1 protein-coding gene (cut by a window edge) is annotated in these 22,979 nt (G+C 67.1%); it reads right to left on the bottom strand.

The window, feature by feature from the left end:
- On the bottom strand, positions 1 to 22,979 hold the 5' portion of the coding sequence (locus ACLQ28_RS20410; RefSeq protein WP_425687867.1) for a toxin glutamine deamidase domain-containing protein. It extends 20,548 nt beyond the left edge of the window; 22,979 of the gene's 43,527 nt are visible here — the first part of the coding sequence; it begins with the start codon at positions 22,977 to 22,979; the stop codon falls past the left edge of the window.

Below are 22,979 nucleotides of genomic sequence, written 5' to 3'. Positions count from 1 at the left end.
TGACCGCCCCCGGGGCCGCCGCCCAACCGCCGGGTCAGCCCGAAACGCCCTCCCCGAGCGGACCACCCCGACGACTCGCTCTCCTCCACGGCATCGATCGCCTCGTCGTGGATGGTCAGGCTCGTCTCCGGCCGGCTGTGGTCCGACAGCGGCGCACCGAGGTGCCCGGTGATCCGGACAAAGACAAAACCGATCCCGTTCAACGCCCCGGGTGCCAGGAACCAGCCGTGCACACCCGATCCGAACAGGTCAGCCGGCGCCCACGACTCGAGCGCGTCCGAGGAGAAGGCCCGGGAGATACCTCGCCACAGCTCGTTCGGCCGGTCGTCGTCGCGCGAGATGAGGTTCCGCTCGACGAGCGTCGCGTGGATCCGCTCCCGCAGGCCGTCCGCGCGTAACCGCTCGAAGCGGCTCGCCGCCGTGCCGAGCACCGGGTCCACGTCGATCCGCAGGGGTCGGTCCGGCTGGGTGACCGGGTTCGCGTTCGGCAGGCCGAGATCTGCGGCCAGCCGATCCGGTACCACGAACTCCAGCCCGTGCTCAAGGTCCAGAGTCGCCCGCAGGTCCGCGCTGGTGGAGGCGTTCCACCGGACCAGCCGCACGGTGAATCGGACCCGTCCGGCGCGGTAGGCCCGCACAACATCGCCGTACGTGGCGCCGGTGATGCCGCTGCTACCGGATCTGACCGCCTCGGCCGTGGCCCGGTTGCTGGACGTGCCGCCGGAGAAGCCAAGGTCGGGAGAGTTCAGCGCCGCCGAGTCGTTCGGCAGGACGCCGCTGCCGCTGGAGCCAGCCGAACCGGTCAGCTCCGTCCGCTGAATCACGTCGAAGTGGGCATTCAACTGCGAGTACTGCTCGAGCACGATGCTGTCGCTGTGCCGCAGGTGCTCCGGCGCGGAGACCTCGGCCGAGATCTCGGCCGCCGACTCCCAGTCGTCCAGGCTCCCGAGCGGAACGAACCAGGGTGAGCTCCGCCCGACCAAGGCGGCGAGGTTGGCCTCGAGTTCGGTGGACACCCCCAGGTTCCACACCGCCTCGGGCCAGTTCATCGGCTCCAGATACCAGCTCTCGGAGCGGTTGTGGAGCCTCCCGTAGAGGCGGGCCACCAGCGCCGCCAGCTCCGGCAGATCCGCGAAGCGCGGAAAGACCCCGGAGATGCCGAGTGTGTCGAGCGGAACCCGCGGTGCGCTGACCGGTGGCGGTGTGCCGGGCAGGTAGATCCGGGTCTGCACTGCTGCCGCCGCCGCTTCGGTGACCCGCTGCTGCGGTAGGTGTTCCTCGGCCACGACCACCTGCTGGCGGACGTCCGGCCCGTCGATCAGCCACGTCGACCGTTCGCCGCCGTCCGGCCGTACGACGACCTCGTACACCATCTCGTACGTGTGCTCCCGCACCATGCCGTTGGTCGTCGTACGCCGATAGCTCCGGGCCACCCGAGACTGCGAGCGCTCGGTGCTCCGTACCAGCGAGAGGTCGGTCTGCAGCGCGTTGAGCGAGATTGGGTTGGCATCACCCGCCGCGACGGTGAGACCCGCCGCGAGGCCGACACCCGCCGACTGCGTGACGGTGACCCCGGCCCCCGATCCGGCCGCGCGCATCGCCTCCCTGCTGATCGTCATCCGGTACGACTGGCTGTCGAGCCATTGCCTCGGATACCCGACGACGAGCACCGAGTGCCGCCTCCCACCGACCTCGAAGGTGGCGAAGATGCCGGTCCGGAGCCGCCCTGGGGCACCTTCGAGCGCGGGCGTCCCGTAGTGGAGGTAAACGCCTCGCTGTACCTCTCCCCATTGGTCGGAGTTCAGGGTCACAGCGCCGGGATCGATCGTGGCCCGCAGCACCGCCAGCACGAGCGGCGCGACCCGCGACCCGCCGGGCAGGCTGCTGGTGGTGCCCGGGCCGTCGCCCCTGCGCGCAGCCAGGATCAACGGCTCGTCGGGCTGCGGCACCGCCAGCCGGTCCGGTACGCGGACCTGGGGCGCGTCCGGGCGGCTCGGGCCCAACTGCTGGGCGATCTGGTCCGCCGTCATCGGTGCCGGCGGCTGCTCCAGGATCGGCGTGATCAGTGGCCGGAACCGAACCGGCACGGCCCCGGTGTCGATCGGTGCGCCGAAGTGGGCCCGCTCGAAGGCGTCCGTCTCGGTCGCCGGCACCCTGATCTCGGCCTCGGTGGGTGCGGTCACCGGGTCGAACCGGTGGGTGCTCGACGTGACGCTGACCCGCACCGTTGCCGACGCCCGGTAGCGGACCTGCGGTGTCATCCGGCTGAGCAGCGTGCGGTTCATGCCCTCGATGCTGAGATCCTGCGCCGTCGCGCGTCCCCACTTCTTGTTCACGCGCGGGCCAAAACCACCCTCGACGCCGCCGCCCGCACCCGTCGTGTTCAAGCCCAGTGCCCCGGTGACGGCGAAGGAGGAGGATTCATCCCAGCCCGCCGACACCCCGCGGGCGACTCCCAGATCGTCCTGGACCGTGCCGTCCGGAGTCGCACCGAGACGTTGCAGCTCCCGCAGGGTGAGCTCGACGGTGACGTACCCCTGGAACTGTTGTCCCCCCTCGACCGGTGTCACCAGCAGATCAGTGCTGTCCACACCGCTCAGCAACCAACGGCTGCGTTCGCTCGCGGTCTGCTCGTTGAGCAGCTGGCTCACGACCTGCCGGACGATCTCCGCGGTGGAGGCGGCCGAAAGGCCGCCCTCCCGCAACCTCCCGATCAGGTGTCGCTCGGCATTCGCGAAGTTGATAGCAGTCAATGTCTCGCGGGCCACCGCTGGCCCCGGCCGCGCACCGTCGGCAGGCCCGACCAGGGGCGCCTGGCGCAGTCGGGGGTCCTGGCCAGCTCTCTGCTCGGGCAGGTCGACGATCAGCAGGCCACGTTCGGCCGGCACCGGCACCGGCTCGCCCCAGCGGACTCCGTCCACTGAGATCTCGAAAGCCACCCCGCTAACGAAGCTGACGGCGGTGTCCGCACGGAGACTCCGTCCCGAAATGATCGCGTACGACTCGACCGTCGAACGGTGCTCCGTGCTGCTGGTTCCCGGGCGCACACCAGGCAGCGGAGAGAGATAGTTGACCGCGAAGCTGGCCGCCGTACTCAACGTTCCGGCGACGCCGCGCGGCACCGCCTGCCGTCTGCTGGTGGTGCTGCTCGTGGTCGACGTACGGGGAAGGTCGAGCTGACTCCCGCTCGACGCGTCGCCCGTCGTCGCCCTCGGGGCGTGCAGCCTGGGCCTGATCCGCACCAACCGGTCGGAAATCACCCCGAGCCAGCCCTCGCGCAGCAGGTCGCGCCACTTCTCAGTGTTCTCCTCGCCGAGTGCCCGGTCGGCGACGGTGCTGGCGTCGGTGTCGTCCGGCGTGGTGGGTTCGGCCGTGGCGCTCGGCTGGGCGTCATCGGCCGGCTGTTCGACCCGGAGGAGTGCGGCGAGTTGGTCCTGCACCCCCTGGCGCAGCGTCGCCTCCTCGGCGTCGGTGCCCCCCGGTAGCCCTTCCGGCAGGGCTGGCAGCTCCCCCACGATCTCCTCGGCGAGCGCGGCTTCGCTCTCCCAGCCGGCCGACTGGACGCTGAACGCGCCGCTGGCACCGTGCCCGATGTACCACGGTGTCGACGTGTCGTCGACGGACGCGTCGTCGACCGACACGTCCATTGCCGATGGGACGGCACCTGGCTCGTCGCTCGACGCCACACTCACCGACGGTTGAGCCGAGGCGTGCGACAGCGCGGAGCCGGGTCGCAGGACGCTTCTCGTTCCGTCACTCGATTCGCTGAAGATCGAGCGCCGGGCGTGCTCGACCCTGTCGGCGAGATAGCGCACATCGATTTCAGGTTGTGCGGGTGGTCTGGACCCGAAGCCTTCGGACGGCAGGTCGACCCGGAAGCGCCGCAGTAGTCGCGAACCGCCCCCGGCCGGCACGTCGAATGCCTCGGCCTCCGGCACCTGGTCCTCGGTTGCGGATGCTGGCCGCTGACCTGGCGTGGGCTCGACCTGCGACTCCTGCTGCGCGGAGGGAGCCGCCGAGTCGGCTTCGAACTCCGCAGCCATCCGGCGATGCCGGGTGCGCTGGTCACGGGTCGCCGAGCCGTCGGCTTCGGACGGCGACTCCACGGCGGCGGCCGACGGCGTGTCCCCGCCAGAGACGGCTCCGGCCGCACCCGTCAGCTCGTCCGGGTCGACCCGCGCCGCACCCGCCGGCATGTCGATCCCGTCGGTCACCGGCAGGAACAGCAGATCCACCACGCTGTCCGGCACCCGGGCCAACCCACCCCGCTGCCCGTCGACAAAAACAACCCCGTCGTCGCCGGCCCCAACACTCTCGATCCGCAACACGTTGAACGCGTGCGACGTGCCAATCGCACCACCACGCGCCCGGCTCCGAACCAACACCACGCCCCGCGACCCCACCGGAGCCGCCGCCATCACCGCCCGAACCGACCCCACATCCGTCCGGAACACCAACGAATCAGCATCATCCGCCAACCCCAACAACTGCCGCTGATACGCCACCAAATCCGACTCCGGCAGCGGACTCTCCGCCGGCGCCTGCCACACCAACCCCTCACCCGGAACCGCACTCATATCCGCCGCGATCGCGACCAACACACAATTCGTCCCAGAGGCGTCCGGATTCACCAACCCCAACCACGGCAACACCTCCAACAACGCCGCATCATCACCAAACCGCGACGCAACAACCCCACCAGCCGAACCCGAACCCGGACCCGCCGCCCAACGAACGCCTCTGGGGCCTGGTTGGCCATCGCGGCCAGACGGCTTCGCAGACGATCCACCCGGGTTGGCGCCACCCGACTGGGCGTCCCCGCGCTCCGGAACGCTGGGCTGCCCCGGTGTGCCCTCGGCTGGATTCGCGGGTTGGGACCCACCGCGGGAAGCTGGGCCGGTCGACTGCCCGACGTTGAACTGCCGCTTCCGCCGGAGCCGGCCGGGCTCGGGCCGCTCCTGACGCTCAGATCGGGCACGTATCTGGCGGAACTGACTCGCCATCCAACTGTGGACGACATCAAGCTCGTCGATGGTCAGCATCCTGTCGAGGTCGTTCCGGATTTCGAGCACCACCGACTTCGTCAGCAGTCCGCCGTTGTCGTCCAATTCGGCGAACTGACCCACTTGTTCATTGATGCCGAGGGCCCGATGCTGGTCCACGATTCTCTGCGGCCGGTCGAGCAGGAAGTTGTCCAGATACTGCTCGTTGCGGTAAGGGAACTGCCCCAACCGCAGGATATCGATGCTCCCGGACTCCTTCTCGTTGTGCCGCTCCGCGTAGCGACGGTCAAAGTCGGGCTTCCCGGCGCGGTAACGATCGACCAACAGGGAGCGGATGGCGGGAGCCTCAGCATTGAGGAACATGCGCACGGCTTCCGGGAGCTCGGCTCGCACCACGCTCGGTGGGTTCCGTAGGGCCGCCGCGATCGCATTCTTCGAGAGCATGCCACTTGGCTCAGGGAGTGCCGAATGCTCGATCCGAGCCGCAACGTGTGTGTACGCGAGCGTCATGAACCCGATCAGCTCGACAACTCCGGGAAAGTGCATCAGGCCACGCACGGACCCTTCGAAGACACCGAGATAGCGAGCAGCCACGTCATTCGCGAACTGCATTCCCTCGAGCAGCAGCCGCTTCGGTTCACGTATGAAGGTGCGCTGCGCCATGAATTCGTAGAAATTGGCCAGGTCGGCGACTGGGACTCCCACGTTCCACTGAACGTAGATCTTCTCACTGTGCAGATAGGGTGAGAAGACCCGGGCACCGCGTCCTTCCTCGGTGATGACCCACCCGTCGTCGGCCCGGAAGATGTCCTCAATCGCGAGCCCCTGCCCCTCCCGCCACTCACGGGCGTTCATGATCGGGGCGTGCTGCATCAGTTCGGTCGCCTGTCGCCAGGGGTCATAGACGGATTGCCAGGAGGGCCGGCCCCGATCACCGGAGGCATGCAACACGGTCGGCTCCGGAGTCACCTCCAGGATGTTGTACTTGACCTCTACGGCTGGCTGCACAACGTCGGCGTCCGCCCTCCTGTGCAGCCTCCCATCGGCTCCGAGCAGGTAGGGCCGATCATCGACCTTCGCCGTCAGCCCTTCCCTCGTGGCCAGGACCAGCCCCTTCACAGAGGTCATGCCTGAAGCAAGGATAAGGATCTTGTCGTGCTCGCCCTCGGGACTGAGCCCTCCGGCCTGACCCGCCAGCTCGTCCGGATCGACCCGCGTCGCACCCGCCGGCATGGCGATGCCATCGGTCACCGGCAGGAACACCAGATCCACCACGCCGTCCGGCACCCGGGCCAACCCACCCCGCTGCCCGTCGACAAAAACAACCCCGTCGTCGCCAGCCCCCACACTCTCGATCCGCAACACGTTGAACGCGTGCGAAACACCCACTCCACCGTCAACCGTCCGGCTCCGAACCAGCACCACACCCCGCGACCCCACCGGAGCCGCCGCCATCACCGCCCGAACCGACCCCACATCCGTCCGGAACACCAACGAATCAGCGTCATCCGCCAACCCCAACAACTGCCGCTGATACGCCACCAAATCCGACTCCGGCAGCGGACTCTCCGCCGGCGCCTGCCACACCAACCCCTCACCCGGAACCGCACTCATATCCGCCGCGATCGCGACCAACACACAATTCGTCCCAGAGGCGTCCGGATTCACCAACCCCAACCACGGCAACACCCCCAACACCGCCGCATCATCAACAAACCGCGACGCAACAACCCCACCAGCCAAACCCGAACCCGAACCCGCCGCCCAACCACGACCAAACGACCCCGCCGGACCCGGCTGCTGCCCCGGCTCGCCACCGGTATATTCCGGCGGTTCGGCCGTCATGATCTGCTGCAGCCGACCCTCGCTGTCCAGCACCAAGCGCACCGGGCCCCGCAGCGCCGGCGGCAGCACGTGCGCGACGTCCGCGGCCGGCCCGAGGCCCAGCGCCGCCCGGCGCCCCGCCGTCAACGACCCCTGCGCCGGCAACGGCTCTGGGATATCGAATTCGAGGAACGTCTCCCCCGGGTCTCCGTGCGGATCCCAGACCACCAGTTGGCCGTCCACCTGGCGTTCCACGAGTGCCATGAACTCCGGATGATCCGGTCTCGCCACCAACACGGGCGTCGCCGCACCCGGCCGCAGTTCCACCAGACCGCCCACACCGGCGCGGGTGAACGCACCACCGAACGCTACCGCCAGGTCCTGACCGGACCTGTTGTCGCCTGAGCTATCGACCGGGACTACGCCCAACGCCATCGACACCTGGCGTACCCGTTCCACAGAGTCCAGCGACACGCCGTCCCAGGGCGGCAGTTGGTAGACCGCCGTCTGCAACGGCGCCGACACCAGATACCAGTGCGCCGGCGGCAGTTCCGGAACGTCAGGGACGGGCCGAGTGATCGACCACTGCTGACCTTCGCCCCTGATCCATTCGGCCGAGAACCCATCGTCGATCAACGCGGTGGTGTCCACCATCGAGTACAGCAGACCTGCGTGACTAGCGTCGTACTGAACGATATAGCGATCCGGCACCGTCAGGGTGATTAAATCGCTCCGAGTAGCGTAGAAATTATCGAAATCGATATGGTCGGGGTCACTGAACCCGACCGCGAGGCCCCCACTGCCCGCCAACCAGTCCCAGATGGTGTGCGGTGCGGGGACACCGACAAACCCGAACGTCAAGTCGGTGGTGCCGGCTCCGGAGAGCCAGACGCTCAGGTTCAATCGCCGGATCCTGAACAATTCCTCCCGCATGGCGGACGGATCAGGCTGGTCCCGCAATCTCGTGATCATATTGACCGCGCCTCGTCGTCGGTCAACGCCCAGTCGCGAGCCCAGAAGCCTGCCGAGGTCAGGTCCGGCGAGCGTCGAACCCGCCGACCGATCTCGCCACTGCATTTCATCCGGTCCGGCCGGATTACCGGACGGCAGGATGCTGGCCGCAACGACTGTCGTGTTCGCACTGGACAGGTCGCGGATGAACACGGGATCGTCCCCGCCAGCCTGCGGCGTCAGCGGCGCTAATAGCACCACCACCACCCGCTGCTCTTCCCCGGCGTCGGGGAGCCGCAGCTGGGCGTATTCACGCCCGGTCAACCACCGACGATGACGCGGGGACCACAGCACCGAGCCGGCTGGATACCGCGCCACGACCCTTATCTCGACCGCCGGGTTCTTCGCCACAAGAGTGGCGTACTGCGTCTCGGTCACCCGCCGCATCGGCGACTGCGCCACGGCATCATTCGTCGCGTCTGAGGGCAGAGGGTCCAGCTCAAGAAGCTCTTGCGTGTTCAACTGACCCGGATCAAAAAAGAGCCGGTCAAGCGCGGCAAGCGGGATTCTCAGATCGATCAGTCGCCCAACGGTCAGCCCGGTGGGGAGCACCTCCGCCGCGAAACCATCAGCGAACCCGGAAACCCACAGATCCCGCCAAACGGGGTTTTCGTTAGCGTCGAGGCCGTCCGGCGGACGGATGGTCACCACGTGCAGCTCCGGGCCAGCTTCGCCAGCCGGCAAGTAGACGACCGGGGCCATCACCTCCGGCGGCAGCGACACCTCGACCGCGGGTTCGGCCGCCAACGGCACCCGTTGCACCGTCCGCGACCGCACCCAGTTCCGCGCCGCGTCCAGCCACATTGATTCCGTCCGGGCCGACCCCACCGGCACCCGCACCGACCCAAGCGGACCTACCGGCGGATCCCCCTCAATTACCTGATAGGACGGCATACCCAACGCCTGCGTGTCGAGGTCAACTCCCGCGCGTTCGGCAAGCAAGAACGACAAGTCCGCGTCGTCGAGCAACGAGCTTCTACCCGCCAATCGGCGTCGCAGCTCAGCAGGGAGGTCGAGCCGGAGCGGCTGCCGATCTCGGGCGTCACCCACCGCGTCCCGCAGGCTGTCGAATGGTCCGGTCGCCTCGTCCTGCCCCGGGCGCGTCACCCACCACTCGGGAACCGCTGATGGTCCCCAACCCGCAAAGACCACAGCCCGCGGTACCGGGTAACCGTGCGTGGCGCGCTCGTCAATCGCCGACTGCACACGGTTGGCGAACCTTCGGGAGTCGTCCTGCGTCCCGCGCACATACAGCGTCAGGACGTCCGGGGAGCTGACCCCTACCCCGTCGGCCCCGCCCGGTGCGCTGAACGGCCCGTCGAGGAGATCCACCGCCCGTAGTAACCCACGGTGCGCGCCCCGGCCGGCGATCCCGTAGTGCCTGACCAGCACACCGACAACCAGCGCCACGCCCTCCGGCGCGGCCAGCTCGGCCGTCACCGCCTCGACCGCTGCCACGTTCACCGGCATCCCGTCAACCACCTCCGGTGGTGGCACCAACCACACGCCGTTCGGCAAACGCCGCAGTGGGGATTCGGGCCCCTCCTTGCCTGGGTCCGGCGCCAATGACCGACCCAATCGGGAAGGGCCCGCCTCGCCCAGCGCAACACCGCCCTCCCTGGCCGAATCCGAACCGACCGCCGGTCCCCGCAGGCTCGACAGATCGACAGTTTCCGACCTCGACCACGCGGTCCGCGATTCCAACCAAATCTGGGCGAGAGCCCGACCCACGCTGGTCCCGCTTCGCGCGCCCAGCATGCTCAACAGCCGTATCCGCGCCTCTCGGCCCGACAGCCCCGCCGGCCACCCATCCCGATCATCCGCCGCACCCTGAGCCGAGACAGTGATTACTTGGTCGGCTTCCTCCGGCGAGCTGGGAACGACCAGCAAGTGGAACTGCTCGCCACTGGGCAGGTTGAACCGACCGTTCAGCGAGGCGGCAGCCTGCTCGGCCAACGCCTGCTGGTCCCGGAGGAGCTGCGACCCGACTCCTTCACCAGCACGCCAGCTCAATCGCAACAGGAACACCCGAACGGGACCCGCATCGAGTTCTACGTTCCCGTAGAGATAGGAAGTGTGCTCGCCGTCGAACGGAACATCCGCAAGGCCCGGAGAGCCCACCCGGTAGAAATCGAGCGGACCGGCCGCCGCGAGCCAAGCCTCGATGCCAGGGATCGGATCAAACTCCCACCACCAGCCCGGAGCGCCCCCCTCGTCGGCCGAGAGCACCCCCAACCCCGGACTGAAAAGCCCTTCGCCCTGGCTGGGGCGGGGGGTGGCGAACCTGACTTCCAGACTCCCCGCAAGTTCCCACTCGGACGGGTTCAGGCGACGCTGAATCGGAAGGATCGCCTGCCTCATCGCCACGGCGATCTGGTCCGGTAAGTTTGTCAGGAACGACGTGGCGCGACTGAATGGAGGCCTGTTCATGGCCTGCGTCAGCCAATAATCGAAATCTCGTTCCAACTCCGCCAGAAGGCGCGATTCAGGGGCCCCCTCGTACGAATCTTCATTCGCGGTGAAAGTGACCGCCAGCCGAGGCATCGGCAGTCCGAGAATATTCCGGGCCACTACTTCGTCAAGCAACACAGGAACAAACCGTTCGGTGCCGACCACAGCGGAGGGCAGCGTCGAGCCGTCATATCGCGACGGGTCCTCCTCGAGGTCGATACGTAGGTCGACCCGGGAATCTGCATCGGCCACTTCCGCATAGGGCACAGTTTCCGACGAGATCGCAGGCTCGGAGTAACGGTGGATCAGCGGATCGCCGACGGTCTGCTGAAGCAACCAGATCCGCATCAGATAGTCGGTGGGAACTTGCCCGGATACCATTTCGTCCCAATACGGCCCTTCGCTGGCCACGTCGTCGACGCCCAGCATCCGAAGCAGCCGAGCGAGCAGCGCCGCGTCCGCCTCGGCAGCCGAATTGCCTTCGGAACGCAAAAGATCTGTTGGCCATTCGTCAGGCGACATTGCAGCTGAGTCTTGCGGCACGGCACCGTCGACCAGGTTCACCCGCCAGTCGGCTGCCTCGCCATGTCCGAAGGTCAACGAGACATCCAGATGCAGCAGTTCCCCGGTGGGCAGAATAAACCGCCCATTGACGAGGTCCGTGACCCGGTTGACGAGGCGTCCCAGACGGCGCCGGTCCCGACTCTCAGCGTTCACGTTGAGCCCGAGCTGAAAGACCAACACGTTCTCGGCGCCGGTCGCATCGTCAGGTTGGAGCCGGAGCAACCCGTACCTCGCAACGGGGCGACTCTCGTTCGGATCAGGCGAATCCAGACGTACCGCTGTGATCTGGAGGTTGGCCTGACCGGCCATCACCTGAGTGACCCCTGCAGCACGGGCCGTCGCGGCCGCCTCCGCAGAGCTGATCCGCAGCGTGGGGAGGTCGTGACTGTTCATCCAGCTCGGAACCGCGTCGTCGACGCCCCGCACTTCCAGCCCGTAGGCCCCTGGGCTATCCGGCCGCAGTTCCTCCACAGACTGCCTAACCTGCAGTGACCACGACGGATCCCATGGACTGGTCGGGACTCCGGCATCGAAGAGCCACTGGTGGTGGTCCGGTGCCAACTCGGACACGATTCGGCGCAGCTCGTGGTGCACCTGGTAAGCAGGCGGCGCCTCCTGAGCGACGTTTCGATAACGGACGACGAGTTCCGCCGATGGCATCGGTAGGCCGAGGCCGAATCGAAAGACCGCGGCGAGAGCGAGCCGGTCAGCCAGTCGTTGGATCGCGGTGAGACCGATTCCGGAGAGGTCCTCGTCCATGGAGTCGAACACCAACTCCACGACGGATGGAGAGTTCTCGGCCGGGCGCGTCTGCCGCTCGATGTTGAACGCCTCGGTGGGGTCGTCGCCGAAGCCAGTGGCCTCGCGGTCGTCCCCATCGGACTCGTCATCGGTGAATAGGATGTCGCTTCCGGCGTCACTGGCGGTACGGAAGACGGATGGAGGGAGGAACACAGGCTCGGCTTCGGGGTCGTCACCGTTGGACAACTCGGAACCAGTCTCGTCCATCAATTCCGACGCGACCGGTAAGTTGGGCGCGGAGACCTCAAGTGGCGGGAACGGGCTGCGTGGCGCGTCGCCCACGGTCTGCTGGACCCTCCAGATCCGCAGCAGATAGTTGTCGGGAACACCTCCGGCGACCATCTCGTCCCAGGCCGGCCCGTCGCTGGCGACGTCATGGACGCCCAACATCCGCAACAGTCGGGCGAGCAGCGCCGCTTGGGCCTCGGCAGACCCGTCCGGCTCGGCAAAGAGATCTGCCGGCCATACATCCGGACGGTTTGCGGCGGACGCGACATCCGACGTCGAACGCTCAACGACCACTTGCCAGTCGAGGTCGTCGGCGTCGTTAGTGTGATCGCCCCTGGCGATGTTCAGGTGCACGTTCAGGTGCAGCATGCTGCCGCCGGGCAGCGCGAATCGCCCGTTAATCCGACCCACGACCAGTTCGACGAGCCTCTTCACCGGCTCTCTCATGGTCCATTGCTCGACGCTCACGCGGAGACTGAGTGCAAAGACCAGGACGTTGCGGCCCTCGGACGGCTGATCATGCACTAACTCGACCACCCGGTACGCCGCCGTCGGCAGGTCTGAGTTGAACTCCCCAGCAGATGGCCCTAGCCGAACCGGGGCAAGCACCAAGTCCTCATTTGCGACGAGTTCGTCCTGCACGTCCCTAATGAGTCCGGCCACCTGCCCGGGGTCCAAATAATTGATTTCCCACCCAAGCACTGCATTGTCGATTACCCAGTTAGGAACCGTGCTGTTGCCATACGCGACTCGCAACACGTACCGCCCCGCGTGATCGGACCGCTCACCCCCCCACTCCATCGCCACCGGCAGGCGCCAGTGCGAATCCCATTCTCCATCCACCAACCCCGTGACATGGTGACGCTGGAAATGTTGCGGCGCGTGCTCGGACACGTGATTGGTCAACGCCGAAGACAGTTCGCGGGCAGCAGCCACTTCCCTTGGGTTCTCGCTCTGTTGGCCAGCAGGCTGAGGGATCTGGATCCTGACCATCGGCATCGGCAAGCCGAGGGGGCCCCGAATTGCCGCGGCACGAGCGAGCTCGTGACCCAGATCTCGAATCTCGTCGCCGACGGCTCCGGGGTGTTCCCCGTCCGTCGAGTCGAACAGCAGCTCTATGACGTGAGGCAAGCTTTCGGCCTGCTGCTCCTGCGGCCCGGGCCCGTCTGCCGGGTCGAGGTCGCCGCTGGATTCGGCGGACTCGGGCCTAGCGCCATCGGAACCGCCGTCGGTGTAGGACACCTCGGAGCCGGTCTCGTCCGGCCCTGCCCACCGGCTCGGCGAGCCGGGTGGGGAGACCTCAACTGGCGAGTACTCGTTTGCCGGCACGTCGCCGAGGGTCTGCTGAAGCAACCAGACCCGCAGCAGATAGTCGTGGGGCACCTCCCCGTCGGCCATCTCATTCCAATACGGCCCGTCGCTGGCGACGTCGTGGACGCCCAACATCCGCAGCAGCCGGGCGAGCATCGCTGCTTCGGCATCGGCATCGGCCAACTCACGACCTTGGACAAGCAGGGGGTCAGCTGGCCACAGCTCAGGGAGATTCGCAGCCCCGTCAGGCGACCCCGGACCGTCAACGAGGTTTACCTCCCAGTCGGCGTCGTCGGCGTCGTTGAAGTTCATCTGAACGTCCAGGTGCAGCAGGTCGCCGAACGCAGTGAACCGTCCGTTGACCCGATCCATAACCCGCTGGGCGATCCGGATCAATCTCGGCTGGTCCTCAACCGCAGCCGTCACGGCGAGCCTGAGCTGGAAGACCATGACGAGCCGCTCGCCGAGCGCACCGGCGCGCTCCAAGTGGAACACCCGGTAAGCCGCTACCGGCCTATCGATGGCCCCGTCCAGATCAGACGGGTCAAGTCCAGACGATGCAAGCCGAACCCGAAACGCCTCGAAGTTGTCACGGGAGGCGAGCACCCGCTCGACCTCCTGAGACAGATCGAACGTCTCGCGTGCGATCTGGGTATCGATCCTCGGCTGCCTGAAATCGGATTCCCATGCCCAGCTCGGAATGCTGGCGTTGGCCTGCTGAATCTCCACGGTGTACCGGCCAGCCAGATCCGGACGCGCAGCCTGTGATAGCCACCAGATCCGCCAATTCAGCGACGAATCCTGGCCGGAGCCAGGCTCGACAAGATCTCGCAGCCGCGCGGATACGACCTGAGCCAACTCGCGGCGCACCCGACGAGCGGCAGCTACCTGCCGCGGATTCTCGTGCCGTTGACCGTCCGGCCGATAGACAGCGATGCCCACGGTTGGCATCCGCATGCCGAAACGACCTCGGAAGACCGCGGCCACGGCCAACTGCTCACCTATGGCTTGGATCCAGTTGAGATCGGAGTCGCTCGGCTCGCTGTCCTCCGAGGCCAACCGCAGCACCCCGGTTTGACGGGCGATCTCGGTCTGGAGGTATGGCTCTGTCGCGCCGACGACGGAGCCTCCGTCCTCATCGTCGGCGTCGTAGGACGTGTCGCTTAGGACGTCGTCACCGGGATTCTGCGGGGTGTTGTCGGACAGGACCAGGCCGTCCGCGGGTGCCGCCGGCACCGCCGCGATCCCGTCGAAACGCCGGTAACCGCCACCGTCCAACAGGTCGTTGACCACATCCCAACCACCACCAGACGCACCCTCCACCGACGGGGAGAACAACACCCACGACTCACCACCGGACGACAACACCTCAGCAAGCTGATCCCGGCTCCCGACCGTCACCGCACCAGGCGGAGCCAACACCTCCACCCGCCGAACATCCGACAACCGCTGCGCAAACCCGTCACCCAACAGACCCGTACCACAGGCAACCAACAACAGATCCACACCCTCAGGCGCGACCCCGTCAAGAATCTGAGACAACTGCTCCGCAGTGAGCACCACCGCCCCACCACTGCCATCACCGAGCCGAACCGGAACCCGCACACCCTCACCCGCACCATGCACGAGTACCGCAAACCCCGTACCGTCCGGCAACAGGCGCTCAGGATCAGCAAACAACCGCCAATCATCATCAGCCAGCAGAGCGACACCACCACGGGCACCACCCAACGACCGCACAACAACCGGCAACCCATCCGCCAACCAACCACCATCATCAGCCCGCGACACAACCGCCACACCAACCGGCACCGAGCCGACACCACCGGCCATCTCCAGACCAATGCCACGCGACTCGTCCGCCAGCGTCGCGGTCGAGGACGACGTGGTGGCGACCGTCTCCCCGGAGCCCGCCACGACAACCTGCCGCAGCTGCCCCTGACCGTCGCGCACCAACTGCACCGGCCCTCGCAGCAACGGCGGCAACACGTCGGTGGTTGCCTGAGCGCCCTGCCCAAGATCGAATCCGAAGAACAGGTCGCCGCGTTCCCCACGTGGGTTCCACGCCACCAACTGCCCGCCGAACCGGCTCTGCGCCAACTGGTCACTCAACCGGCGTTCCACCAACACCACGCCCGCCGCACGATCCGGCCCCGCGATCCACACAGCCGTTATCGCACCCGGCCGCAGATCCGCGAGACCACTCAGATGCGAGTCGACGAACGCACCACCAAACGCGGCCGCCACGTCATGACCGGGATCCGCACCAACGCCACCCGGCTCACCGACCGGTGCCACACCCAACGCCGGCAACACCTGCCATACCCGGTCCACACCGTCTGGTGACCCCGCCCCAGCCGGTAGCTGCCGCACCGCCGCCGCCAGCGGCATCGACGGCAACTGCCACTCGCCGCTCTCACGTGCCGGCGGATCCGGATACGACGGCAGGTCCGAATAGTTAACTGGAAGCTCCGTGAGCAACCAACGCGAGCCATCACGCTGAATCCACTCGGCCGAGAAGCCGTCCTCGCGCAACGCGTCGAGGTCCAGGTACTCGACATCACCGACCACATCCGATCGGCCAGCTTCGGCGGGCCGCCGGGAGATATAGCGAAGCGGCACCATCAAAACGACCGCCGTCGACCGGTCGCTACGGGGTCGAATTTCGAATGGGTTCGCGATTGACAGCGCGCGCCAGATCGCATTCGCCGACGCTCGCCGCCCGGCCAGCAACCGAAGCTCGATCCTTCTGAGCTCATCCCCGGACTGATCGAACTCAGGCACCGACCCGACCGGGGACACCTCATCCCGACTACCGGACCCATCGTTCAGATCGCGGCCGGACGCCGGCTCGGCGGCGAGTATCGAATGCAGCAGGTGGACCAGGTCCTGATGCCCACCGCCGTCAGGCTCGCCGTCCGGCGAATCGTGTGCCTGCCAGATCTGCCAGAAGCCTCCTACCGGGATAGCTCGACCATTCCCCGTCGGTTCGTCCGTTGCGGTGGCCACAACAACTGTCGTGTTCACGCCGGACAGATCACGGATGAACACCGGATCATCCCCGCCGGCCTGCGGGCTCAACGGCGTCAGCAGCACCACCACCCGTCGCTCGCCGCCGGCATCGGGTAGCCGAAGCTGGGCGTACTCACGCCCGGTCAACCATCGAAGATAACGCGGCGACCACAGCACCGAACCGGCCGGATACCGCGCCACGACCCATTCCACGGCCGCCGGGTTCTCCTGCACGAGGCGGGCATACCGTTCCTCGGTCACCCACCGGTCGCGCCACAGGGGACCATGCCGCTCCTCAGCCACCTGCCGTTCGTGCCATGTCAGCGCCAGCGCCTGCGCATCGCCCGTCGCCGCAGAAGGCAGACGCTCCCCGACCTGCAAAGGGTCCAACTCCACAAGCTCTTGCGTGTTCAAGTGACCCAGATCAAAGAAGAGCCGGTCAAACACGAAAAGCGGAGTGGCTCGCCCAAGCAGCCGCACCGTGGTGATCCCGGCCGGCAGCACCTCCGCCGCGAAACCATCGGCAAAGCCGGAAACCCACAAGTTCGGTCGAATACGGGAGTCGCGTTGGTACCCGTTCGGCAGCCGAATGGTCATCACATCCAACGCCGGATCCGCCCCGCTGGCGGGCAGATGCAGAACCGGCACCGCCACATCGGCCGGCAGGAGCACCTCGACCACGGGCTCCACCGCCGAAGGGACCTGTCGTACCGTCTCCGGCACCAACCACGCACGGGCCGCGTCCAACTGCGCCGAGGCGGTCTGGGCCGAGCCCACCGGCACCCGCACCACCGGCCCGATCGGACCCACCGGCGCCACCGCCGGTGCATCCTGCTGATAAGCGGGCGCACCCAACCGGTCCGCGTCAGGATCCACGTTCCCGGCCGCGGCGATCATCCTCGACAGTATCGAGTCACCAACGAACGTACTCGAACGTGCCAACCGACGGCGCACCTCCGTTGCCAGCCCGACTCTGGCCGGCTGCCGCGACCGGGCCAACTTCACCGCCATATCGAGGCGCGGATACGGCCCCAACACCGTGCCCAGGCCCGGCTGGACAACCCCCCAACCATCGAACCCGGACGGGTTGCGCCCGGCGAAGACCACCGCACGCGGCACGGGAGCACCCCATGCAGCGCGATCGTCGATCTCCGACTGCAACCGCACAGCGGCCTGCTGGAAACGGTCCATGGGCGCCCAATGCCCAGCCCTCCGCCACCCTGGTCGGCCGATGTCGTGAGCAGACAGGTGATACAGCACCAGGACATCCGGGGAACTGATCGGCGCCGTTGTGCCCTCAGCCGGCACGCTGAACGGCCCATCGAGAACATGGTCCACCGGCATCAACTCGCGGCTGCCCTCACCCCGCGCGGCCAGCTCACCGGTTGCGGTCAGCACCCCAACCACGAGAGCCACATCCGGCGGCACGACCATCCCGGCCGCCATCGCCTCAGCCTGTTCCGCGTCAACCGCCACGCCGTCAACCACGTCTGGCGGCGGCACCAACCACGCACCGTTGGGCAACCGTCGCATCGACCTAACCGGTGATCCCTTACTCGGATCCGGCTCGCCAGCCGATGACCCCGCAACAGCCGCCCCGGATCTCGACGGACCCCCCTCACCCGACTCCGCCGGCCTCTCACCCAGGGCAGCCAACACATCCGGGTCAAACGGCCCGGGACCTGACGGACCGAAATCGCCCAGGAGACTCTGCTGAGATGGACTGGCCGGAACAGGGGAAAAGAATGGCGCTGGGTAGTCATCAGCGTCCCGCAGCGGAGACCCGGGTTCGTAATCGGTGTCCAAATTCAGGTCGGTGGTCGGCGTCGCGACAAGGCTCGCCTGCAACCTCCAGATCCGCAACAGGTACTCGTCGGGAACGCGCCCGGCACGCATCCTGCCCCACAGCGGGCCTCCGCTGGCCACATCGTGCACACCCAACATCCGCAACAGCCGGGCAAGCACCCGCACCCTGGCTTCCTCAGGCGCGGCCTCGGACAGCAGACTATCGGGCCAGACCTGCGGATTCGCCGCCGCAGACAAACCCGAGCTCGAATCGGTGAGGGTCACCCGCCAATCAGCGTCTCCAAAATCGACCACATCGACGTGCACATACAGCACCGCCCCGTCAGGCAGGACGACACCCCGCTCGTTGATCAAAACCGCGATTTCCCGGGCCAGTCGCTCCGCTGCATCCGCACCCCGGATAGACCCGTCGAAGCCGAGTCGCAACCGTATGACCTGGACCTCGACATAAGCATGCGACAACCGGAATACCTCGTACTCCGCGAGCGTGTCCCCGCCCGCGTCGTAGTCGAACGGAAGCAACCTCACATGCGTGCTGCTGAACTGGTCACGGCTGTCGAGCAGCGATCCAACCTCCTGGGCCAGAATGACTGCATCATCGGCCTCAAGACGACGGATCGTCGGGCGCTCCCGACCGCTCTGACCCGAGAGTGGCTCCGGCTCCTCCCAATCCAAACGCTGGTTGACGATGTGAATCTCCATCGCAGCTTCCGGCGGCGTGGGCGGCACCAGCGCCCCGATCGCTCCGTCGACCGGCAAATCCGGCAAAGACCACGAGAGGTCCACGGCGACCGGACCCAAGTCGTCCCCGCTGGCAACGAGGAGCGCGTGCTGTTCCGGCAACTGCTCGGACACGATTCGGCGCAACTCGTCCCGCAGCCACGAATTCGATTCCGCCATCCCATACTCGAACTCACGCCGATGATTCACAAGAATCGATGGCATCCGCAAGCCGTAACTAGCTCGACGGAGCGCTGACAGCGCAACTTCCCGACCCAGCTCATGGATCACGTCGCGATCGCGCGCGGAAAGGCGGCCGTCAGCGGGCCGCTCCCCTTGCGTACGCCCAACGTACGTAGATACAACGGGCTCCCGCTGAACAATCTTCGGCCGGGTGCCGGGCATCTGCGCGAGGACATTGCGAGCAGCGTCAGGCGTAGAACGACCAGAGTCGGGCGCGAGACGACCAAAGTCGGACTCGGGCACACCCTCGCTGTATTCGCGATCGGCGTGCATGTCATCGTCGCCGATCAACGCGGATAGCTCGGCACGCCAACGATCACTTCGGGAATCGTCGTCATCAGAGTCAACGGCGTCCGGCGTGGCATGGCCAGAGCCGGCAACGGGTGCATTCTCGCCATCCTCAGCGGTGTAGAAACTGTCGTCGCCCTCCTCTCGCTCTCCGTCCTCGTCGGCGTCGTAGAACCTGTCGCTCAGGTCGTCGTCACCAGGGTTCTGCGGGGTGTTGTCGGACAGGACCAGGCCGTCCGCGGGTGCCGCCGGCACCGCCGCGATCCCGTCGAAACGCCGGTAACCGCCACCGTCCAACAGGTCGTTGACCACATCCCAACCACCACCAGACGCACCCTCCACCGACGGGGAGAACAACACCCACGACTCACCACCGGACGACAACACCTCAGCAAGCTGATCCCGGCTCCCGACCGTCACCGCACCAGGCGGAGCCAACACCTCCACCCGCCGAACATCCGACAACCGCTGCGCAAACCCGTCACCCAACAGACCCGTACCACAGGCAACCAACAACAGATCCACACCCTCAGGCGCGACCCCGTCAAGAATCTGAGACAACTGCTCCGCAGTGAGCACCACCGCCCCACCACTGCCATCACCGAGCCGAACCGGAACCCGCACACCCTCACCCGCACCATGCACGAGTACCGCAAACCCCGTACCGTCCGGCAACAGGCGCTCAGGATCAGCAAACAACCGCCAATCATCATCAGCCAGCAGAGCGACACCACCACGGGCACCACCCAACGACCGCACAACAACCGGCAACCCATCCGCCAACCAACCACCATCATCAGCCCGCGACACAACCGCCACACCAACCGGCACCGAGCCGACACCACCGGCCATCTCCAGACCAATGCCACGCGACTCGTCCGCCAGCGCCGCGGTCGAGGACGAAGTAGCGGCGACCGGGACCACTGCTCCCGACGGGTCGAGGACAACCGCCTTGGCTGCGGAAACCGGTCCCACCAGCTCACGCGTAATGAGCCGCGCACCGTTCTTGCCCTGCGGCTGCACCCACTGCAACGGCTGGTCCGTATCGGTGGTGTGGTGCACCGCGAACGCCTGCCGGACGCCACTAGCAACCTGCCGCCAGACCAACGCGGTACTACCCGGCCCGGCCTTCGTCACCCGCCGCTCGACATCAACCCACGACGACACCGGACGCCATTCGTCGCCATCGATGCGATCTGTCAGATGCCCCGCATGGACGGCCGAGGTGTCCTCGGTACCGGCCACGTCGAGTGTCCGCTGCGGATACAACGCATCCTGGAGTCCCTTGAGCAGTTCGACGCTCTGCCGCCGATCTGCCCCACGCCGGCGAGGCGATGATCCGCGACGGTCTGCGACCTGGGCGGCAACCATGTTGACCAGGGATTCCAGACCAGCCCGGTCGAGCTGTACCGGTGCGGATGTCTCGGGCGAGAGCGCATCGGCTTGCTTTGCACTCCCAACCGTCTCCGGGCCGTCGACAACACCCGCAGGCTGGTCCGCCTCGGAGACACGACGCCCACCACCCTCGCCCGAAGAAACCACCGACCCGCCGGGGGAAACCACTGGCGTGGCTGCGGCACCGCTGGTCGCACCGGTGAGCGGAGCACGCACTCGGGCCGTTCCACCGTCGGTGACCGATTCGACCGAGCTGACCGGGCCACCCCGCCCAGCCGCGACCGACAAATCTCGTACCGGGACCGGCCCCGAACCCCCACCAGCCGGAGCACCTCCGGCGCTGCCAACCGGAACCGGACCGGACATCACCGCAGCGCCACCAGTCGCAGCCGCCCTGCCAGCCGCGGCCGCACCACCACCCGCGGTCGCACCACCAGCCGCGGTCGCACCACCACCCGTGGCCGCACCACCACCCGTGGCCGCACCACCACCCGTGACCGCACCACCACCCGTGACCGCACCACCACCCGTGACCGCACCACCAGCCGTGACCGCACCACCAGCCGTGACCGCACCACCAGCCGTGACCGCACCACCAGCCGTGACCGCACCACCAGCCGTGACCGCACCACCAGCCGCGGCGGCACCACCGCCAATGGAACCGGGGCCGGCGCCGAGGCCAGTACCGGTCGGTGTCACCGCTGGCAGAGCATTCGACGTGAGCGGGCCAGCCACCTCCCCGACGAGGCCCGATCCACCAGGCGCGGAGACCGCGGTCGGAGCAGCGGGCTCGACCACATTCCCCTGACCGGTCAGCAGCCCTGGCGACCCCGGCGGGCCATCGACGTCGTCAACCACATTCGGCCCGCCCGTCCATGACGCGCCGCCCGGCGACAACGGGCTACCAGCCGACGGTTGCGCCGACGTACCACTGGCCCACTGCCCCGGCACCGAAGCACCCGACGACGAAACGGGCGGCCGGCCGGAATCGGACGGCTCTGGTCCACCAGCTACCGAGCCCGTCCGTGGCAGGGCAGCACCAGGAGCAGGCCCCGGGTCCGCGACCACACCACCAGCCGGAGGTCCACCCGTCCCGACACCACCCACAGCGGGAACCTCGACAACGGACGGCCCGTCCTCGACGCCACCCACCACCGGCCCCACCCCGGCGCCCGGACCACCCGGCTGACCTGGCTGACCTGCCGGAGTCGTCGGGCTCAGCTGGCCCAACTCCACCGGCTCACCCGACTGATCCCGCTCACCCAACCCGAGCAGGCGAGGCCCTTTACCGGTCAGACCACCGTATCTTGCGTTCAGGCCCCGACCCGCCATGTCGCCGGTCTCCGTGGCGATGCCCGACAGCGCACCAGAGATGAACGTCACCGGGGCGGTGCTCCACTGCCACTGGTCCCCCTTGACCAGGTTGTAGGTGCCCTCGCCGACAACCTCGACAGCACCCTCCTGGACAACCTCCCCGATGAACGTGCCCGGCGTGTGCTTGACGGGAGCCGCTCCACCCACACCACCAGCACCACCCGAGCCCGGCTTCGCACCCAGCCCAGGCCCAGGCCCAGGCCCAGGCCCCGGGCCGTCCACGGCGTCCACCCCACTGGCTATCCCCCGAGGGGGCCTGATCCGCCGCGCGATCTGCGTACCGATCGCACCGCCCGCGGCACCCAACACCGTACCGATCGCGCCCACCCAGGCGCCGACCTCAGCCGCCTGACCGATCCGGTCGAGGTTCCACCCCACCTGATGACCCTGACCCCGCATATACGCCTGCGCGATCACCTCCATCAACACCTGCAGACCAACACCAACAACCTGACCCATCGCCACCGCGAAAATAATCTCCGCAAGCCACGCCGCGATCCTCAGGTGCTCCACGAGCAGCCTCATCGCGAAGTCCTGGATAAGATTAGGGAACAGCCACGACAGCGCCAACACGATGGCGAACTCGACCATCAACTGGATGACCGTCAACACGATCATCACCTGCGTATAATCAACCTGGTTCGCCGTATCGTCGAGCTGCAAACCCAACCGTCGAATATACTTCGACGCGATACCCAGATAGCCATCATCCTTGGTATAGTCCTTCATCAACTCGACGAAGGCCCGCTCGGAGTCACCCACCACACCATCCGCGATGCTGTTCACCGCGGTAATAAGAATCGGAATTACCTGATCGATGCCATCCGCGGCATCACCGTGCGCCTCCGCCAACGCCCGCAACATACTCGGCCGGGTGCCGGGGAACTCCTCACCACTGAACCACTTCAAAAACTCGGCACCATCATCCGAGATCTGAATATCAGCCAC

It is taken from the genome of Micromonospora sp. DT201 (genome assembly GCF_049841575.1).
Lineage (GTDB): Bacteria > Actinomycetota > Actinomycetes > Mycobacteriales > Micromonosporaceae > Micromonospora.
The sequence above is the reverse complement of the archived record's forward strand: the minus strand, read 5'-3'. Positions and strand labels throughout refer to the sequence as shown.